Origin of the sequence: Aquirufa originis (genome assembly GCF_042714495.1) — a bacterium.
Lineage (GTDB): Bacteria > Bacteroidota > Bacteroidia > Cytophagales > Spirosomataceae > Aquirufa > Aquirufa originis.
Genome location: NZ_JBBKXY010000001.1, coordinates 388,569 through 403,341 on the forward strand (window position 1 = coordinate 388,569; position 14,773 = coordinate 403,341).

Annotated in this window: 12 protein-coding genes; 7 read left to right on the forward strand and 5 right to left on the reverse strand. The window is 44.5% G+C overall.

Going from position 1 to position 14,773, the window contains the following annotated elements; all coding sequences use genetic code 11:
* Positions 1 to 280 precede the first annotated feature (280 nt).
* Positions 281 to 1,108 (forward strand): prolipoprotein diacylglyceryl transferase, encoded by an 828-nt coding sequence (gene lgt / locus SKC35_RS01625; protein ID WP_377977756.1) that lies wholly within the window; start codon positions 281 to 283, stop codon positions 1,106 to 1,108.
* Here lgt and SKC35_RS01630 read toward each other — a convergent pair.
* The 4 genes from SKC35_RS01630 to SKC35_RS01645 are packed head-to-tail and all read right to left on the reverse strand — an operon-like array spanning position 1,105 to position 5,493.
* Positions 1,105 to 2,343, reverse strand: a complete 1,239-nt coding sequence (locus tag SKC35_RS01630; RefSeq protein WP_377977757.1) for a serine hydrolase — start codon at positions 2,341 to 2,343, stop codon at positions 1,105 to 1,107. The two genes, lgt and SKC35_RS01630, sit on opposite strands and share 4 nt — an antisense overlap.
* A complete protein-coding gene (locus tag SKC35_RS01635) occupies positions 2,336 to 3,340 on the reverse strand; it encodes an aminotransferase class I/II-fold pyridoxal phosphate-dependent enzyme (protein WP_377977758.1) in 1,005 nt (334 codons plus the stop codon). Before SKC35_RS01635 ends, SKC35_RS01630 begins: the two co-directional genes overlap by 8 nt.
* A complete protein-coding gene (locus tag SKC35_RS01640; protein ID WP_377977759.1) occupies positions 3,337 to 4,350 on the reverse strand; it encodes a dipeptide epimerase in 1,014 nt (337 codons plus the stop codon). Before SKC35_RS01640 ends, SKC35_RS01635 begins: the two co-directional genes overlap by 4 nt.
* A 6-nt stretch (positions 4,351 to 4,356) precedes the next feature.
* Positions 4,357 to 5,493 (reverse strand): molybdopterin molybdotransferase MoeA, encoded by a 1,137-nt coding sequence (locus SKC35_RS01645; RefSeq protein WP_377977760.1) that lies wholly within the window; start codon positions 5,491 to 5,493, stop codon positions 4,357 to 4,359.
* 83 nt (positions 5,494 to 5,576) lie between these two features.
* Here SKC35_RS01645 and moaC point away from each other — a divergent pair, with 83 nt between their 5' ends.
* Both moaC and SKC35_RS01655 read left to right on the forward strand, forming a co-directional pair.
* The gene (gene moaC, locus SKC35_RS01650; RefSeq protein ID WP_130923563.1) at positions 5,577 to 6,050 is read left to right on the forward strand and encodes a cyclic pyranopterin monophosphate synthase MoaC; all 474 of its coding nucleotides are present in this window, start codon (positions 5,577 to 5,579) and stop codon (positions 6,048 to 6,050) included.
* Position 6,051: 1 nt separating this feature from the next.
* Positions 6,052 to 6,705, forward strand: coding sequence for a thiamine diphosphokinase (locus SKC35_RS01655; RefSeq protein WP_377977761.1), 654 nt, complete (start codon positions 6,052 to 6,054; stop codon positions 6,703 to 6,705).
* On the opposite strand, the gene SKC35_RS01660 is transcribed toward SKC35_RS01655, so the two are convergent.
* The gene (locus SKC35_RS01660; protein WP_377977762.1) at positions 6,680 to 7,924 is read right to left on the reverse strand and encodes a replication-associated recombination protein A; all 1,245 of its coding nucleotides are present in this window, start codon (positions 7,922 to 7,924) and stop codon (positions 6,680 to 6,682) included. The genes SKC35_RS01655 and SKC35_RS01660 overlap by 26 nt on opposite strands.
* Before the next feature lie 74 nt (positions 7,925 to 7,998).
* Between SKC35_RS01660 and SKC35_RS01665 the strand changes: the two genes are divergently transcribed.
* Genes SKC35_RS01665 through SKC35_RS01680 form a run of 4 tightly spaced genes read left to right on the forward strand, consistent with a single transcriptional unit; the run spans position 7,999 to position 14,769 of the window.
* Complete coding sequence (locus tag SKC35_RS01665; RefSeq protein WP_377977763.1) at positions 7,999 to 8,922, forward strand: sugar phosphate isomerase/epimerase family protein; 924 nt, start codon at positions 7,999 to 8,001, stop codon at positions 8,920 to 8,922.
* A gap of 7 nt (positions 8,923 to 8,929) precedes the next feature.
* On the forward strand, positions 8,930 to 10,252 hold the full coding sequence (locus SKC35_RS01670; RefSeq protein WP_377977764.1) for an amidohydrolase: 1,323 nt from the start codon (positions 8,930 to 8,932) through the stop codon (positions 10,250 to 10,252).
* A gap of 54 nt (positions 10,253 to 10,306) precedes the next feature.
* Positions 10,307 to 12,637 carry an alpha-L-rhamnosidase-related protein gene (locus SKC35_RS01675; RefSeq protein ID WP_377977765.1) on the forward strand — a complete coding sequence of 777 codons (2,331 nt, stop codon included), beginning with the start codon at positions 10,307 to 10,309 and terminating at the stop codon, positions 12,635 to 12,637.
* A gap of 53 nt (positions 12,638 to 12,690) precedes the next feature.
* Positions 12,691 to 14,769: a bifunctional aldolase/short-chain dehydrogenase gene (locus SKC35_RS01680; protein WP_377977766.1), complete on the forward strand. Its 2,079-nt coding sequence runs from the start codon at positions 12,691 to 12,693 to the stop codon at positions 14,767 to 14,769.
* The last annotated feature ends 4 nt before the right edge of the window (positions 14,770 to 14,773 follow it).

Below are 14,773 nucleotides of genomic sequence, written 5' to 3' on the forward strand. Positions count from 1 at the left end.
TTCGAAGGCATCTATAAGAGCAATTATTAGTTAATTGATAATTTATAGTACCTTGTATTGCAAAGTACCTTTTGTTTTATATCTTTGTAAAAGATTCAGCAAGCAATAATGAAAAAACGTCAATTACTTCTTTTATTACTCGTTTTTTGTAGTTTCCAAGCCATGTCTTTAGGCTTTCCTCATCGCTTATATCCCGCGAAATTTATTAAAAAGACTATCCAAGTTTTTGTAAAGAACTCAAAGAAATAATGTTTAATTTTGGTCGAAAGACTAGAATACTATGAGCTTATTATTTATTGAGTGGAACGCTGATCCGACTATTATCACCCTTTTAGGATTCCCTATCCGTTGGTACGGATTATGTTTTGCTTTAGCCTTTTTGGCTGGATTTCAGGTCGTAAGTTATATGTTCAAAAAGGAGGGTAGACCTGTCGAACAAGCCGATCAACTATTATTATACACGATGGTAGGAACGGTAGCAGGAGCTAGAATGGGACATTATTTCTTCTATGAATTTCCCTTGCTTTTAGCAGATCCTGTTCGGTTTTTTATTCAAATGATTACGCCACCTTTTTCTGGTTTAGCTTCCCACGGAGCTGCCATTGGTCTTTTTACTGCCTTCTATTTATACACTAGAAAAAATAAGGAGCAATCGTATTTGTATGTGACCGATCGGATTGTTATTGCGGCGGCGTTAGCTGGTTTTTTTATCCGTTTCGGGAATTTGATGAATTCAGAGATCATTGGGAAACCGACTGATTTGCCTTGGGGATTCAAGTTTTTACGGGATTATGAGTTCAATCCGAGTGGCTTAGCTGCCTTTGTTGTACCTCGCCATCCCTCTCAATTGTATGAGGCATTATCATGTCTATTTTTGTTTTTTATACTTCTGTATTTGTGGAATCAGAAAAAAGGAAAGACACCAGCGGGTTTATTGACCGGTATTTTTATGATTTTCGTTTTCACACTTCGCTTCTTTTATGAATTCTTGAAGGAAAATCAGAGTTCATTTGAGAATGGTTTGACCTTGAATATGGGCCAAATCTTGTCCATTCCAGCTGTCCTTTTTGGGATTGGAGTACTTTGGTATGCTAAGCGTAAAGCTTAATTAGCGTAGTTGAAACGAAGGTAATCTGGATTAGGTAAGTGTTTTTTGGGGCGCTTTACCTCGTAATCGTAGATAATTTGACCTAGGTTTTTGTAGAAGGGAAATCCGATCGTATCGTAATCGTATTTCTCATCATTGAAGATCTCGTCTTCATTACAAAGCAAAACCGCGGTTACCATAAATTCGACTTTTTTGTCGAAATCTACTACATAGGCATTATCTAATAGGAATCCATAGGCATCGCCCACCTTGTTGAAAATGCGGATTGAAGGATTCAAAGAGGCATTTTTTTCTGATCCATAATACAAGAATTTGCAATAAGTCGCGAACTCATCTTTGTAAATTGGATCTTTCGATTCCGTCGGATACATCGACATATAACGGTAAAGAAAGGCATAATCTTCTTTTTTGAGATTGAATTGATCTTTTGCTGGGAATGCCTCTGGAAGCAGGAGTCTTTTAAGGAAATCATGTTGTGCCTGCAATGGATAGGCATTTTTTAGGCTAAAATCCAAGGGTTTGTCTTCCACCATACCCGCCTCATTCATGGTTCCTTTTCCTATCAAAATAGGAGCTGCCGCGCTATAGGGTTTGTCGTTACAGGCTTCTGCTTGCTGGTAGATGACTTTGCCAGATGCGTCCAACAAGTTTATTGGGTTTGTGTATTGATTCTCTAAGCGAGGGAGAGGAGTTTGTAAACGATGGGTAAGTCTAACCCCGTTAAACCCTTTCGAGCGCATCGTTTCGTTGAATGGCCGCTGGCCTAAAAATTCGTACAGGCGATTATAAGCCTCATTATCGGAGACTAATAAAATCTTTTTAATGTAGTGTTCCACACTTGGTAAACCTGATTTTGCCGTGGTATCCGTCTTAATTTCGAGTTGTGATGGTCGGTTTTTTAGGGTTTGAAAGGTGGTAGATTTATCAATTTTTAATGCGTTCAGTTTTTCTAAGGCCAAAACACTCGCCGCTAATTTCACGGTGCTAGCAGGATAGAAATATTCATTCGAATCTGAGCGATAAGAATAGGTGGTCAGCGTCGGTTTGTTCTTTGCATCGCGATCAATTTGCGTGTAAAGGATTTGGAGGCGGTATTTTTCCGGGTTGTCCGTCAATTTCTTGAATTTATCTGGGTTAGATAGCAATAATTGCTCCAGGATGTTGGCGGGTTTTTGAGCGAATGTACTCATGCTGATCAACTCGGTTATTAATAGAATAATAAGGATTTTACGCATAGCTTTTGATGGCATCTGTGATGGTGTCAATATCTGCTAAAGTGAGACAGGCTGGTAAAATGGCACGACAGACAGGAGGTGCCGTGATGTCTGGGTAGGCAAAATGATTCACTAAAACTCCAGCGGTTTTGAGGTGTTCGAATAAGGCTGGAGCTTTGGAACAGAATGCGGGATAACCCGGTTCATAGGTCACTGGGGCATCAAATCCCTTAAGGTTATTCGCGAATCGATCAGCTAAAGCCTTGCTTTTCAGACTTTGCTCCTGATAAGCCTCCATCGATTGCAATCCAGCATAACAAAAGGCAGGATTAGGGGGTGATGAACCCACCCAGAACGAATCTTTCTTGATCTCCTCTATGTCTGCCGCCGAACCTAAAATGACACCAGCGGGTAATCCGAAAGCTTTGGAGAGCGAAACGGTTTGCAAAAGATGGCGAGTACACGGAATGTGAATATCCTGAATTCCCGCGCGATGTGACTCGTCTACGATCAAATAATTACTCGGGTCCATCGTCGTGGCGAAAGAGAAATCGAAGGTGTTTATCCAAGGAGATCCGATGCCATCAGAAGCTAAGATTTGGCCTTTTTGATGACTGGATATCCAATCTTTATAGCTTCCAGCGAAGGGTGTATGTGGGTGGCGCCACAAGGCAGGGTGTGCCTGAGGTGCTAGGTTTAGGGTTAAGCCTTTTTGTTGGACGTATTGTACTGCGATTTGGGCGGCAGCTAAGCCAGAAGAACATAGTGCAGCCGCCTCTACTTGAAAATAAGCGGCTAGGGCGCGTTCGAAATCCTCCCAAATCGTGAATTGTAAATTGTTGCGACGCGAGCTGCCGAAGTTTTGGGAATAGTGTTCAATTCCTTCTGCTAAGGCTTTTTGAAAGGTCGGATGTGATCCTATATTTAGGTAATTAGTGCCTCCTAACCACAAGTATTCAGTTCCTTCAAAGGTGATTTTTCGGCCCGGGATGTGATTTTCTATTAACGAATAACTCATAGCAAAGAAGCTCCAGTTCCGGGTAAATTAGCATAAGAAACCACGCCAAAATCGATGGTAATACCTGTCGAAATTTGATCATCTACTAACAAACAGCCATCCATATCAACGTAATCCAGCAAGGGAAGTAGTTGCGCGATGGCAGAGCATCCGATGGTCGATTCCGTCATGCAGCCCACCATGACTTTTAAACCTAAGGTTCTGGCTTTTTTGATCATACGCAAGGCAGGCGTTAAGCCACCGCATTTCATTAATTTGATATTGATGCCATGGAAATAACCTGCACATTTCTCTACATCAGACTCCAAAATACAGCTTTCATCTGCAATAATGGGCAAGGTAGATTCCTTGAATACGCGCTTCATCCCCTCCCAATTATCAGCTTTCAAAGGTTGTTCGATGAATTCTACTCCCAGTTTTTCTAATTCAGGGGCAAAATATATCGTTTGTTCTGGTGTCCAGGCGGTATTGGCATCGACGCGAAAAATGGCGTCTGTTTCTCTTCGTAGGGCTTCCACGATTTCTAAATCGTCATCCGTACCTAATTTGATTTTATACAGGGGAAAGGGAGTCTCCTGCATTTTGGCCACCATCTTCTCTACCGTATCGATCCCGATCGTGTAGTCCGTAATCGGATTATTCGAGATGTCTAGGTCCCAAATCTCATACAGCGGTTTGTTGTGCGTCTTTCCCCACAGATCCCAATAGGCCACATCCAACGCACAAAGAGCGAAAGGGTGTTCGTCTAATAGAGTTTTGGACATCATCGCCCAAAAATCACTCGGATGCGGTAAAATATCGTGTGGCAACAAATCGAGAATTGACTCGATTTGCGCTTTCATTTTCGCCATCGTCACCCCATAATAGGGCGTCTCCGTCGCTTCCCCAAAACCACTTTTTCCATGCCAGCTCAACTCCACAATCAGCGTAGGTTGCACGTCACGCGATTCATGCGTAATCGTGAACGTGTGCTTTAAAGGCAAATCGAAAGTATGTAGTTTCAGTTCCATACGGGCTTATTTGAGTGGAATATAGGGCAATTTCTTCGCTTTATCGCCTGCTTTTTGCCAAACTAATCCATCCGCACGAGACCAACTAATCAAATCGCCTGAACCATTATGCGCTAACACTTCTCCATTCTCTACCGGGATCCATTGGTCTAGCTCCGCAGACGGTTTAGGTAAGAATTTGATTTCTTTTACGTTGTATTCAGCCCAATCCCCAGATACCCAAGGAAGGAAATAGACCCAGAAGCAAGTCAGCGTAGAAATCGGATTGCCAGGGAAAGCAAAAACGACTTTTCCATCGGAGCGAGTAGCGACAAGCATTGGCTTGCCTGGTTTTTGGCTGATTTTGTGAAATACCGTTTCGAATCCAGCTTCCGCTAATACGCTCGGAATTAAATCCTTCTTGCCTGCTGAAACGCCGCCTGATAATAAAATAATGTCATTTGATTCCAACACCTTATCGATATTGGCTTTGATTTTCTCCGCAGAATCAGGTAGGTGACTTGAGTTAGCCTTGAAACCTTTGGACAATAAAACCGACTTCAACATCATTACGTTCGAACTGCGAATCTGGTGATCTTTCGGTGTCTCGTGCAAACCTACGATCTCGTCTCCTGTGGAGAATATGTGTACGTGAGGCTTCGATTCTACTTCAATATGGGCTTTACCCACGGTCGCTGCGATCGCAATTTCCACTGGCCCAATCTTCGTTCTTTTCTTCACTAAAACGGAACCAGCTGGTGCATCAGCCCCTTGAAGGTGAATAAATTGGCCTTTTTCTAAAGGTGTTTTACCGATGTAAGTAGCTATTTTTTTCTCAATTTTTAAGTCCTCGATTTTAATGATGGCTTCCGTACCACGCGGTGCTGTAGCGCCCGTCATGATTTCCAAAGAACCATCCATCTTTTTGATCGCTTTCACCGGTTCTCCTGCAAATAACATACCCTCGATTTTCCACGTAGGAGCTGAGATATCTTTGACAGCAATTCCGTCCATCATAGCCCGGTCAAAAGGAGGGAAGTCACGATCTGCCACGATTTTTTCGGCAATATTCATCCCTAAAGTTTTCGCTAAAGGCAGTTTTTCGGTACGAAAAGGAATGGTAATGTTTTTAAGGAGTTCAATGGCTTCTAATGGGCTGATCATGTTTGTTGTTTTACGTAATTGTTAAATTTCGCTATTTTTTGCTAATTCTCCCGTATTTTTGTCTTCTAAATTTCAAATCAGCTATGTCTATTGACTTTTCTCACCTGCAATCGGACGGCACCCCAGGAATGGTGGATGTGAGTTCGAAAAACGAAACGGTTCGTGAGGCGAAAGCCCAATCCATTGTGTATTTAGGGGCGGAAATTGTGCAGCATTTCGAGGCAGCCGGTTGGCAAAACAAGAAAGGTAGCATTCTTCAAACCGCAGTGATTGCCGGTACGATGGCTGCGAAAAAGACGTCTGATTTGATTCCTTTATGCCATCCCTTAGGATTAGACTCCTGCAAGTTTGAGACGGAAGTGTTAGCGGATCAGATCGTGATTACCTGCATTTGTCGTTTGGAGGCCAAAACAGGAGTGGAAATGGAAGCCCTGGTAGGTGCCTCTGTGGCAGCCCTGACAGTATACGATATGTGTAAGTCGGTTTCCAAAGGTATCGTCATTAAAGAAACTAAACTGATCTCAAAATCCGGCGGTAAGTCCGATTTCAAAGCCTAATATGTCTTCTCACCACATCATTCGAGACAAACAAGAACCCGCGCTGATTATCGCGAATGGGGAGGCTTGTTCCTTGGATTTGGTGGAACAATTATTGGAATGGTCACCGACTGTGGTGGTTCTGGATGGGGCGTTGGAGAGAGTCATTTCGCTAGGCATCAAAGTAGACGTCTGGTTAGGCGACTTCGATCATGTGCAGGCAGCTGATTACAGTGATTATCCCTTAAAAAAGGTACATACGCCGGACCAAAATTTGACCGATTTAGAAAAGGCCTTTGAATATTTACTGGAGGAGGGTTATCCGGCTGTCAATGTCGTTTGGGCGTCTGGAAAGCGCATGGATCACACGCTGAATAATTTTCATTCGCTAGTGCGCTATGGCCGAAAATTGAAGATTTTGTTCTTTGACGATTATTCAACGTCTTATTTATTACCTCCTACGTTTGAAAAGTGGTATCCAGCAGGAACTCCGTTGTCACTCATGCCTTATGGTGAAGCATTTCAAGTAAAATCATCCGGTTTAGTCTACGATTTAAACCACCCTGTGTTGCGCCTTGGAACTCAGACGAGTTCAAGCAATGAAGCTCGTGTAGATGGAATAGTAAAAATTTCGTACGAGAGTGGGGCGCTTATTTTGATGGAGTGCCACGATTAATTTTGTCCTGTTCAGACGGTTTGTAAAATACCGGTCTCGAAGGAACCTCTGGAAAGTAATTCTGCTCCACCCAATTGCCCGGAAAATCGTGTGGGTATTTATAATCAGCTCCATAATTCAAATCTTTCATCATCCGCGTAGGCGCATTGCGTAAATGCAATGGCACGGGCAAATCCCCCGTTTGTTCTACATAGGCCATGGCTTTGTTGATGGCGTTGTAGGCGGAGTTACTTTTGGGCGAAGTGGCTAGATAGATAACCGTCTGAGATAAAATGATTCTCGACTCCGGATTACCGATCACTCGAATGGAATCAAAGCAAGATTGGGCTAATAAAAGCGCATTGGGATTAGCTAATCCGATATCTTCTGAGGCAAGAATCAACAAACGTCTTCCAATAAATTCCAAGGATTCTCCTCCCGCTAACATCCGCGCTAACCAATAGACCGCCGCATCTGGATCAGATCCCCTGATGGATTTGATAAACGCAGAAATGATATCGTAATGTTGCTCGCCATCTTTGTCGTATTGCGCTAGGTTCTTTTGCAATCGTTCAGTGACTAAGGCATTCGTTACTTCTAGCTCGTTTCCACCCTCGGTAGTAATTAATAGCTCGAAAAGATTCAATAATTTACGACCGTCACCACCCGAAAAATGGAATAAGGCATCAGTCTCCGTTAGGGTAATTTTTTTATCCTTGAAAAGCGAATCGGTGGCGATCGCTTTGTCAAGCATCGTATGTAGGTGCTTATTCGAAAGCGATTCCAACACATAGACTTGGCAACGCGATAATAAGGCCGATATAACCTCAAAAGAGGGATTTTCTGTGGTCGCGCCTACTAAGGTAACAATCCCTTTCTCCACCGCATTCAAGAGGGAATCCTGCTGGGATTTGGAAAAACGGTGAATCTCATCGATGAATAGTATGGGCGATTGCGCCTCGAACATCCGGTTCTTCTTCGCTAGTTCCAAGGTCTCCCGAACTTCCTTTACGCCAGATTGTACCGCAGAAAGCGAATAAATAGTCCGTTTCAAGGCGCCAGATAATAAAGTCGCAAGCGTCGTTTTCCCTACGCCAGGAGGTCCCCAAAGGATGCAGGACGGCAAATGCCCCGCCTCAATCGCTTTTCGCAAAGGCGCATTCGGACCCACGACCTTTTCTTGGCCGATGTATTCATCCAGGGTAGTGGGGCGCATTCGTTCTGCGAGAGGCTGCATCATCTTTCGAAGTTACGTGAATTTTGTAAAATAGAAATAGAATTTGTAGCTTGAAGTTCTAAATAAACCTATCAAATATGAATCAATCTAGACGTTCCTTTTTGCGCAATTCTGCGATGGGACTGGGGGCTTTAGCCTTTGCTTCCCCTACATTGCAAGCTTTAGCAGCGGTTAAATACAAGAAATTAGTAGGGGTACAATTGTACTCCGTGCGCGATGATATGCGCAAAGATCCACAAGCTACCTTGAATGCTTTGGCAGAAATGGGCTATAAATATGTGGAGCATGCAAACTACATTGGTCGTAAATTTTACGGTTGGGAGGCGAAGGAATTCAAAAAGCGTCTGGATGATTTAGGGATGAAAATGCCTTCAGGTCATACGGTGATGGGTAAACTGCACTGGGATGATGCGAAGAATGACTTTACTGATCTTTGGAAATATACCGTAGAAGATGCCGCGGTTATGGGTCAAGAATTAGTGATTAGTCCGTCCATCGACATGGGGATTCGCAAGGATAAAAACTTATTGTTGAAGTACATGGACATCTTTAATAAGTCAGGGGAATTATGCCAAAAATCCGGCATGCGATTCGGCTACCACAATCACGATTTTGAGTTCTCGGAGAAATTAGAGGGAGAATTATTATATGACATCATGTTGAATAACACGGATCCTACGCTCGTAGCGCAACAGTTAGATATAGGTAATATGATCAACGGTGGTGGTATTCCAGCGGAAGTGATGAAGAAATTCCCAGGTCGTTTCGTGTCGATGCACGTGAAGGACGAGGTGCCTTCGTCGGCAGGACATGAGAAATTCGAATCAACTGTTCTAGGGAAAGGTTCTGGCCAAATTGATGTACAAGCCTTAGTTAAATTAGGCGATAAGGAAGGTGGTACAAAACACTTTATCATTGAACAAGAAGCGTACCAAGGTTTGCAGCCATTGGATTGTATGAAAGAAAACATCGCGATTATGCGCGGATGGGGATATAAATAAGAAACAAATGAAAAAACTAGCCTTAGGATTACTATTAGCTGCACCCTTTTTAGCGGATGCACAATCTTCTTTAAAACCAGCGATCGCTCAAAAAGCCGATGCCTTAAAAGATAAGGTCATTGCTTGGCGACGGGATTTCCACGAACATCCTGAACTAGGTAACCAAGAAGTGCGTACTGCAGGTATTGTGGCCGCACATTTACGTTCTCTTGGCATCGAGGTGCAGGAGAAAGTGGGTATCACGGGTGTGGTGGGTATTTTGAAAGGCGGAAAGCCGGGTCCTGTCGTAGCATTACGTGCTGATATGGATGGTTTGCCGGTAACAGAGCGTGGAGATTTGCCTTTTAAGTCGAAAGTAGTAACAGAATTTAATGGCCAAAAAACGGGCGTGATGCACGCCTGTGGACACGATTCTCATGTGGCTATTTTGATGGCGGTGGCGGAAATTTTGGCCTCTGAAAAAGCGAATTTAGCGGGTACGGTAAAATTCATTTTCCAACCAGCTGAAGAAGGAGTTTACAACGATAAAGGAGAGACGATTCTAGCGGGTGCTGAATTAATGGTGAAGGAGGGTGTTTTAGAAAACCCGAAAGTCGATGTTATTTTTGGATTACACATTGCCTCTGGATCTGATAATGGGGTAATTGAATACAAGCCAGGTGCCACGATGGCAGCCGTTGATCAACTAGACATTAAAGTCAAAGGAAAGCAAGCGCATGGCGCGAGTCCTTGGACGGGTGTCGATCCAATTGTCATTTCCTCTCAAATCGTGATGGGATTGCAAACCATCGTTTCGCGTTCTGTAAATATTACAGAAGATCCAGCCATTGTGACAGTAGGTGCCATTCACAGTGGAATTCGCCAAAATATCATTCCAGAATCTTCGCATATGATCGGAACGATTCGGACTTTTGGAGTAGAACAGCGCAAATTAGTGCACCAACGCATTAAGGACATTGCGACAAACATCGCAGAAAGTGGAGGAGGTAAAGCAGATGTAAACATCGGAACAGGTTATCCTGTGACTTATAACAATCCGGAACTAGTAGAAAAAATGTTACCTACTTTGCAAGGGGTGAACGGGAAAGATCGCGTTAGAACCGTTCCTGCTCATACAGGTGCGGAAGATTTCTCTTTCTTCCAACAAAAAGTGCCTGGCTTCTTCTTCTTTTTAGGAGCGAGACCAGACAATAAGAAAGCGGATGAAGTAGCTGGACACCACACGCCAGACTTTCATTTAGATGAAGGTCATTTCCAAGTGGGGGTGAAAGCCTTGAGTAGTTTGGTCGTAGACTATATGGATATGGCGCTACCAAAGAAAAAGAAATAGATTTTGAGAGACGCGCTTGCCGCGTCTCTTTTTTTACGAATACTTTCTAAACCGATGAAAAAAATCCTCCTATTCCTTTTACTTGTAGGACCTGCAGTCTATACCCAAAACCTGAAACCAGAACTTTGGAATAAACCTTGGAAGGCTTCCTGGATAACGTATGCAGAAAATTCGGCGAACGCCTATAATTTAGTTGGGTTGAAAGACTACGGGGTTTACCGCTTTCAACACAAGGTCCCTTTGTTAGCTAAGCCAGAGAAATGTATTATTCACGTTTCCGGTGATAATCGCTATAAACTATATGTGAATGGGACCTGGGTGTCTGCTGGTCCGGCGAGAGGGGATTTGTATTTCTGGAACTTTGAGACACTTGACATTGCTCCTTACTTGAAGGCTGGGGTGAATACCGTGGAGGCTTTGGTTTGGAATGAGGGGAAAGGAAAGTCCGAAGCTCAAATATCTTATGCGACGGGATTTATTTTGCAGTCTGATGAGGAGGCTTTTGACGCATTCAATACCAACGTTCGCTGGGAAGTGGCTAAAAATATAGGGGTAAGTCCATTGGCCGTTCGCGTCCCAGGCTATTATGTGGCAGGTGCGGGGGAATTACAAGACTATGCCAAAGGTTGGTCGCCATTTATCGGTGCGAAATCGTTAGGTCCTGGTTTAACGAAAGGGGCGTCCATCGACGCGCGTGGCTGGATGCTATATCCATCTGCGATTCCTTGTATGGAAATGAAGGAACAACGGTTTGCGGCTATTCGTAAAGGGGAGGGAGACTTAATCCATGGGAAATCGCTTGTGGTGCCAGCAAACTCTTCGGTGGACCTTTGGATTGATCAAGGGGTCTTAACGAATGCCTATCCCCAATTAAAGTTTAGCGGAGGGAAAGATGCCAAAATTGGCCTCACCTACGCGGAGGGACTCTATGAAAAGAAAGCGCTAAGCACTACGACGAAGAATGGGAATCACAAAGGCAATCGGAATGAGATCGATAACAAATATTGGTTAGGACGTAAAGACAGTCTTATTGCTGATGGGGCTGACCATACGTTTGAATCGATGACTTACCGAACGTTTCGTTATGTTCGTTTGACGGTGAAGACAGAAGCGGAGGCTTTGACTTTACAGGATTTCAAGAGTGTGTTTACGGGATTCCCGTTTCAGGCAAAAGCGTCGCTGAAAACGGATAATCCATTAATTCCCCAATTACTCGATGTGGGTTTCCGCACAGCACGTCTGTGTGCCATGGAAACCTATATGGATTGTCCCTATTACGAACAATTGCAGTACATCGGTGATGCACGGATACAGGCGCTTGTGAGCCTATATTACGCGGGAGACGAGCGTTTAATGCGTCAAGCGTTGGATCACATGGATCATTCGCGCATCGCGGAGGGCATAACTTTAAGTCGCTATCCGACAGATTTGCACCAACAAATTCCGACGTTCTCCTTGTGGTACATCGGGATGTTGCATGATTATTTGCGTTATGGAAAAGATCCTTCTTTCTTGAAAAATAAATTGGCCGGCATGCGCGGCATCTTGGATTATTTTGCCCGTTTCGAAGGAGCAGATGGGACCTTGCAGAACATTCCCTATTGGACGTTTTCGGACTGGGTAAATGCTTGGCCACGGGGAATTGCGCCGGTAGGACCTTCGGGTCGTTCGGCAGTGATCGATTTTCAGTATATGTGGGTATTGCAAAATGCGGCTGAATTAGAACGGCATTTTGGCTATCCAGAAATGGCGGCTAAATACGAGGCGAAAGTGAAAGCCTTAAAACCTGTGTTGAGCGCCCTTTATTGGGATGCAGGCCGCGGATTATATGCAGATACGGAGGTTCATGATAAATTTTCTCAGCATGCTAATTCGTTAGCGATTTTAGCGGGAATGCCGGCTGCAGGTGTGGCAGATAAATTGCTAGCTGATAAAAATATGGCGCAGGCGACGATCTACTTTAAGTATTATCTACATTTAGCTTTGGCCAAAGCAGGAAAGGGCAACGACTACTTGAAATGGCTTTCTATCTGGAAAGAAAATATCGATATGGGATTGACGACTTGGGCAGAAACTTCTGACATTTCTACCTCGCGATCTGATTGCCATGCTTGGGGCTCTAGTCCGAACATCGAATTCTTCCGCATCGTCTTAGGAGTAGATTCCGATGCGCCGGCATTTGCGAAGGTGAAGATTGAGCCACAACTAGGCGAGCTTAAGGAAGTCGAAGGAGTGGTGCCGCATCCGCAAGGCGAAATTCAGGTGCAATACAAACCAGGAAGTGCTTCGATTACATTGCCGGGGACGGTCAGTGGAAACTTTGTTTGGCAAGGAAAGAAATACCCCTTAAAAGCCGGGATAAATAATTTGACTATCCCTAGGTAGGATAGGACGGTTAGCCGCTTTAACCTCTGTAGTTTTAAGAAAAAAATAGAACCATGTACAAACACGTATCTTATCTCTGGGACGACGCTAAAGCAGCGGCACTCGCGGGGAATGAAGTCGACTTATTCATCTACCGCTCGAATATTTTAGGGGCGGATTTACGCATCACGAATTATGGCGGGGGAAATACCTCGGTGAAATTGCAGGATAAAGACCCGTTAACGGGTTCAGAAACCGAAGTGATGTGGATCAAAGGTTCCGGTGGCGACATTGGCACCTTGAAAAAGTCAGGCTGCGCAGCCTTGTACGTGGATCGTTTACGTTCGTTAACGAATGTCTACCGCGGTTTGGAACACGAAGATGAGATGGTGGAATTGTTCAACCATTGCATCTTTGATTTGTCGTCCAAAGCCCCTTCCATCGACACGCCTTTGCACGGCTTCTTGCCATTCAAACACATTGATCATTTGCATCCCGATGCCGCCATTGCGATTGCTGCGTCGAAAGATGGGGAGCAAATCACGAAAGATCTTTTCGGCGGATTAATCGGCTGGGTAGGTTGGCAACGCCCAGGCTTCGATTTAGGCTTGCAATTAAAAGCCTGTTTAGATGAGGCCGCATCACGTGGTGTACAATTGCGTGGCATCATGTTGGGTTCGCACGGTTTGTTTACCTGGGGCGATACCTCGTACGAATGCTATGTGAATACCTTAGAGGTCATTGAAAAATGTGCGGAATACATTGAGTCGAAAACGGCTACTGTTTTTGGCGGTTCACGGATGTCTTCGTTTTCTGCGGAAGAGCGTGCAACGAAGGCTGCTGCCTTAGCACCTGTTCTTCGTGGGTTCTGTTCGTCGCACGTTCAAATGGTGGGACACTTCTCCGACGATGAGCGCGTGTTGCAATTCATCAATTCGAATGATTTAGATCGTTTGGCACCCCTAGGTACCTCTTGTCCGGATCACTTCTTGCGGACGAAAATTTCGCCATTGGTTTTGGGATCGGATGTTTCTGTGGAAGCCTTGACTCCTTTATTCGAGGATTACCGCATCATGTACGGATCGTATTATGATTCTTGCAAGCACGCGAATTCACCGGCGATGCGTGACCCGAATCCGGTCGTGATTTTATACCCAGGTGTGGGGATGTTTACCTTTGCCAAAGACAAACAAACCGCCCGCGTTGCAGCTGAATTTTACACCAATGCTATCAACGTGATGCGTGGAGCGGAGGCGATTTCGTCGTATACATCCTTGCCACGTCAAGAAGCTTTTGATATTGAATATTGGTTGTTAGAGGAAGCTAAATTGCAGCGCATGCCAAAACCAAAAGCCTTATCTGGCCGTGTCGCATTTGTGACTGGATCCGGTGGGGGAATCGGTAAGGCGATTGCCAAAAAGATGGCTCAAGAAGGGGCTTGCGTGATATTGAATGATGTGAACGCTGATCGTTTAGCGGAGGCGAAAGCAGAATTTGTTGGCTTATTCGGGAAAGATGTGGTTTCCACGGTAATTGCCGATGTAACGAATCAAGAGTCAATCGAGGTGGCGATGAAGCAGGCTTGTTTGGATTTTGGTGGGGTAGATTTGATCGTGAATAATGCGGGAATTTCGATTTCGAAAGGGATTTTGGAGCATACGCAGGCTGACTGGGATAAATTGTATGACATTTTAGTGAAGGGTCAATACTTGGTTTCGCAAGCGGCGATTGCCGTGATGCGCAAGCAGGGATTAGGTGGCGACATCGTGAACATCGTCTCAAAAAATGCTTTTGTTGCGGGACCTAATAATGTGGGTTATGGCAGTGCGAAAGCAGCGCAGGCACACATGACACGTTTATTGGCCGCGGAATTAGGACCGGATCATATCCGGGTGAATACGGTGAATCCAGATGCGGTGATCGCTGATTCCAATATTTGGGCAGGTGGATGGGCCGAAGGTCGTGCCAAAGCCTATGGCATCACCGTGGCTGAATTGCCAGCCTATTACGCGAAACGGACCCTTTTGAACGAATCTATTTTGCCGGATGATATAGCAAACGCGTGTTTCGCATTCGTGGGAGGCTTATTGAATAAGTCTACGGGAAATGCCTTGAACGTGGATGGCGGTGTGGCTGCAGGATTTTTAAGATAAGATA

Coding starts and splice junctions, on each gene's coding strand:
- lgt (WP_377977756.1), top strand. CDS start 281: ATGAGCTTATTATTTATTGAGTGGAACGCTGATCCGACTATTATCACC.
- SKC35_RS01630 (WP_377977757.1), bottom strand. CDS start 2,343: ATGCGTAAAATCCTTATTATTCTATTAATAACCGAGTTGATCAGCATG.
- SKC35_RS01635 (WP_377977758.1), bottom strand. CDS start 3,340: ATGAGTTATTCGTTAATAGAAAATCACATCCCGGGCCGAAAAATCACC.
- SKC35_RS01640 (WP_377977759.1), bottom strand. CDS start 4,350: ATGGAACTGAAACTACATACTTTCGATTTGCCTTTAAAGCACACGTTC.
- SKC35_RS01645 (WP_377977760.1), bottom strand. CDS start 5,493: ATGATCAGCCCATTAGAAGCCATTGAACTCCTTAAAAACATTACCATT.
- moaC (WP_130923563.1), top strand. CDS start 5,577: ATGTCTATTGACTTTTCTCACCTGCAATCGGACGGCACCCCAGGAATG.
- SKC35_RS01655 (WP_377977761.1), top strand. CDS start 6,052: ATGTCTTCTCACCACATCATTCGAGACAAACAAGAACCCGCGCTGATT.
- SKC35_RS01660 (WP_377977762.1), bottom strand. CDS start 7,924: ATGATGCAGCCTCTCGCAGAACGAATGCGCCCCACTACCCTGGATGAA.
- SKC35_RS01665 (WP_377977763.1), top strand. CDS start 7,999: ATGAATCAATCTAGACGTTCCTTTTTGCGCAATTCTGCGATGGGACTG.
- SKC35_RS01670 (WP_377977764.1), top strand. CDS start 8,930: ATGAAAAAACTAGCCTTAGGATTACTATTAGCTGCACCCTTTTTAGCG.
- SKC35_RS01675 (WP_377977765.1), top strand. CDS start 10,307: ATGAAAAAAATCCTCCTATTCCTTTTACTTGTAGGACCTGCAGTCTAT.
- SKC35_RS01680 (WP_377977766.1), top strand. CDS start 12,691: ATGTACAAACACGTATCTTATCTCTGGGACGACGCTAAAGCAGCGGCA.